The following is a 3,335-nucleotide window of genomic DNA, read 5'->3' on the forward strand; positions in this document are numbered from 1 at the left end:
ATGGTCTATCTGATCGCCAGGGACAACGAAGCGGAGGGGTTTATACAGGAGACCACTTCCCATCCCCAATGGTTCGAGTGCCTCTGCCGCAGGGCCGCAGCCTCCAATGAGAGTGAGGCCAAGTGGCAGTTTGCCGCCTATCTGCCGGAATGCTCATGTAGTCAGGAAGTCAGGGATATAATTCTAGATTTCGCAAAGGACCCCAATGAATATGTGAGCCGGCGGGCGCTTTTGGCGATGCCCGCTCTGCGTCCTGACTGTGTGGAACAGTTCGCTCCGCTGTTCTGGGAGCGGAACTGTTATCCCCTCGAATTACAGGAATACCAGCGGATCGCTGTTCTGGTCTCGCTGGATGCCATCCATTCCGGCCTGCTTCCACAATACTTGGAGCAGGCCAAGCAGGATGGCCGGCGCTATCTGCTGGAACACGCAGAAAGGATCGAAGGAGGACTACTGTGAACGAAAATTTATTCCGCACCCAATTCGATCAACTGGAAACCACCGAGAAACAGGCGCTGATGGAACGCCTGGCTGCTCGTTATAATATGACCTTTCTCGGTCTACATACCTTTGATCGCTGGGGCCAGAACTGTACCACCGGCATATTCGAGAAAGATAGCCGGGAGTATGTTTTCGTTCCCGGCGATACCGTCACCCTGGGCTGGGAACGGTTCGCCATAGGGCTCAGTCAGGACAGCCGGGAGGAACTGGACTATTTGTTCCAGGAATGGGAGATGGAACAGGACCCAGAGGAGATGATCCGGGAAAGCATGGCTCCCGTTCGGCAGGCAGCTATTGGCCCTATGCTGGTGGGCCGGGAGTTGGAGGAACTGTGCTGGGAGCTGGTCACAATGGACGATCCCAGATTGACCGCCCATCCTGACTGGCTGAAGCAGTTCCGGGAGTTTGCCTGGAGCGACCTTGACAGCCTTACTATGCACCAGTCAGCCCGCATTGAGCGGACGGAAAAGGGCTTTCAGATCTGTATCTATAACCGCACTGATTACGATGAACTCCTTGCCGGGCTGGAAAAGCAGGGGCTTTCGTTGCCTACAGCGGACGAGTGGGCCTATCTGTGCGGCGGAGGGTGCCGCACCCTGTTCCCCTGGGGGGATGGAATGGACTACTCCATGCACCTGCACCACTTCGAAAGCCCAGAGGATGAGGACAAGCCCTTCGATATGGAGGAGCCCAACTTCTTCGGAGTGTCCATCGCCTATGACCCCTATATGCGGGAGGTCGTGAAGGCCGAGCAGTTTACCACCTGCGGCGGTGATGGCGGGCGCAGCATCTGCGGCGGACTTGGAATTTTCCTCGGTTTCTTGCCCTGTTCGCCCCACTACAAGCCGGAAGTGCAGGAAGACAAGGAACTAAACGGCGACTATGACTTCTACCGGCCTATTATCCGGGTGGAGGCAATTTGAGAATGCGGAGGGCACCATGAGAGAAACAACACCCGATCTTACAAGGATCAGCAAGTATATCAGCTTGATCCTTCGGCACAAGCCGGAGGTTATTGGGATCAAGTTGGATACCCATGGCTGGGCGGATGTCAATGCGCTGCTGGCGGGTATCAGCAGAAAATACCCCATCAACCGGGACATTCTGGAGGAAATCGTGCGGAGTGATGAAAAGCAGCGGTATTCCTTCAGCGAGGACGGGACAAAAATCCGGGCCAACCAGGGCCACTCCATTCAGGTGGATGTGGAACTCCCCGTGACTGAACCACCGGAGACGCTGTACCACGGAACAGCCCAGCGGTTTGCCGCCTCCATCGAGGTCCAGGGACTGCTTCCCCAAAGCCGCCTGTATGTCCATCTGTCCCCAGATCCCGAAACCGCCGAAAAAGTAGGCCAACGGCACGGCCAGCCTGTGATTTACCTGGTGGATGCCGGACAGATGCACCGCGACGGATATCTCTTTTATTTATCCGCCAATGGAGTGTGGCTGACAAAGGTGGTCCCTGCTCCGTACCTGAAACGCTTAGAGGAGTGAATGCCATGCGTACCGCGTATGGTACAGACAAGGTGAACAACACGCTCCGTCTTCTTTAAGAAAGAAAAAAGTATTTGGAGAACGACAAAATAATATTTGAGATGGAGATTAAGAGCTAATATGACAGATATTCACGACTTAGTGCCAAAAAATAAATTTGATAGTTCAAATATAGAGAGGCTAAAACACCTTACTGACAATGAGATTGAGCCGATATTACCCTCTCTTTTGGAGTGGATACAGGACTGTAATTGGCCTGTTGCTGGTGATATTTTGCCGGTGCTCGCTTTACACCAATCAGCCCTTGTTCCTTTAATTCATAGAGTTTTAAGTCCACATGAAAAAGACGACATATGGAAGTATTGGATTATCACCTGTCTGGCACCTCTTTTTTCCGATGAGAGCATAAATTGTATTCTCTCAGATATACAGAGGATTGCAAAAAGTCCTACACAGGGCGAATTAAGAGAAGAAGTACATGAAGCCGCTGTTATCTTCTTGCAGAACAGACTATCAAAAACAGGTCGATAACTTCCCATTTATCGGGGAGATAGCAAAGCCAACCGAGCCAGCAACGGTCAAGATGAACTGCACATTTCATGAGCCGCCGCTGACAGCCTCGACTGTCTTTGCTGATAGGCAATCAAGCCGGTCTTTCGGCAGATGGCAGATATCAAAAAGGAAAATCTGGACACCCGGCTGTGGGGCCGGTGTGGAACCTACTATTTACAGAAAAAAGACTGAAGGAGGCGTCGACATGGATGTCGTGAAACTTCCCAAGAAAGTCCGCATGGTCTGCTATGAGATCATGGATGGCAAAGAAGGAGCCTTGGACACGCTGGAATCCTTTGCCGATAAATATCCCCATCAGGTAGCGGCGGTCAAGGCCGAGGTCGCATATTTCAACCTGGACTATGAAAAGGCGCTGGCTTTGGATCTGACCATCCTTCCCTGGCTGGAGGAGTGGTATTACAGCAATGTGAGCGATGAACACATGATTGCCATGACGGTGGCCGCCATCCAGCTCCACCGCGAGCAGGAGATGATTGAGGCGCTGACAAAGGAACAGGCGCGCATCCGTGCTGAGAACGGCCTCCCCCAGCGGGATCGGTTCTGTGACATTCTGATGGACTACCTCAAGCGGGGCGTTATGCCCTTTGCGGACAACGACAAGAACTACCCCTACCATGAACCGGAGGAACCGCAGACAAAGGAGCAGCTCTGGGCAAAGCTGGTGGAACAGAATAAGAAACTCTCGCCGGACGATCCCGATGCCAAGCGGAAACTCTATAACCACTGCTGTATGTTCGGAACCGCCAGGGATGCCGTAGATCTCTTTG

General features: G+C 52.8%; 4 protein-coding genes and 1 pseudogene. All 5 read left to right on the forward strand.

Annotation, left to right across the window (positions count from 1 at the left end):
• Window positions 1-459 (forward strand): annotated as a pseudogene (locus WIH05_RS00110) (hypothetical protein); the annotation flags it as partial.
• A 59-nt stretch (window positions 460-518) separates the two neighbouring features.
• Window positions 519-1,424, forward strand: coding sequence for a hypothetical protein (locus WIH05_RS00115; protein WP_337424790.1), 906 nt, complete (start codon window positions 519-521; stop codon window positions 1,422-1,424).
• A gap of 16 nt (window positions 1,425-1,440) precedes the next feature.
• Window positions 1,441-1,995: an RNA 2'-phosphotransferase gene (locus WIH05_RS00120; RefSeq protein ID WP_087154635.1), complete on the forward strand. Its 555-nt coding sequence runs from the start codon at window positions 1,441-1,443 to the stop codon at window positions 1,993-1,995.
• 120 nt (window positions 1,996-2,115) lie between these two features.
• Window positions 2,116-2,526, forward strand: a complete 411-nt coding sequence (locus tag WIH05_RS00125) for a DUF5071 domain-containing protein (protein WP_074026303.1) — start codon at window positions 2,116-2,118, stop codon at window positions 2,524-2,526.
• 226 nt (window positions 2,527-2,752) lie between these two features.
• Window positions 2,753-3,335 (forward strand): hypothetical protein (locus WIH05_RS00130; protein WP_337424791.1); only part of this gene is annotated, 583 nt, incomplete at its 3' end.

This window comes from Alitiscatomonas sp., from assembly GCF_037242085.1.
GTDB classification, from domain to species: domain Bacteria; phylum Bacillota; class Clostridia; order Lachnospirales; family Lachnospiraceae; genus Alitiscatomonas; species Alitiscatomonas aceti.

Bases quoted from the DNA above. Each gene is read 5' to 3' on its own strand.
- WIH05_RS00115 (WP_337424790.1), top strand. From the start codon at position 519: ATGGAACGCCTGGCTGCTCGTTATAATATGACCTTTCTCGGTCTACAT.
- WIH05_RS00120 (WP_087154635.1), top strand. From the start codon at position 1,441: ATGAGAGAAACAACACCCGATCTTACAAGGATCAGCAAGTATATCAGC.
- WIH05_RS00125 (WP_074026303.1), top strand. From the start codon at position 2,116: ATGACAGATATTCACGACTTAGTGCCAAAAAATAAATTTGATAGTTCA.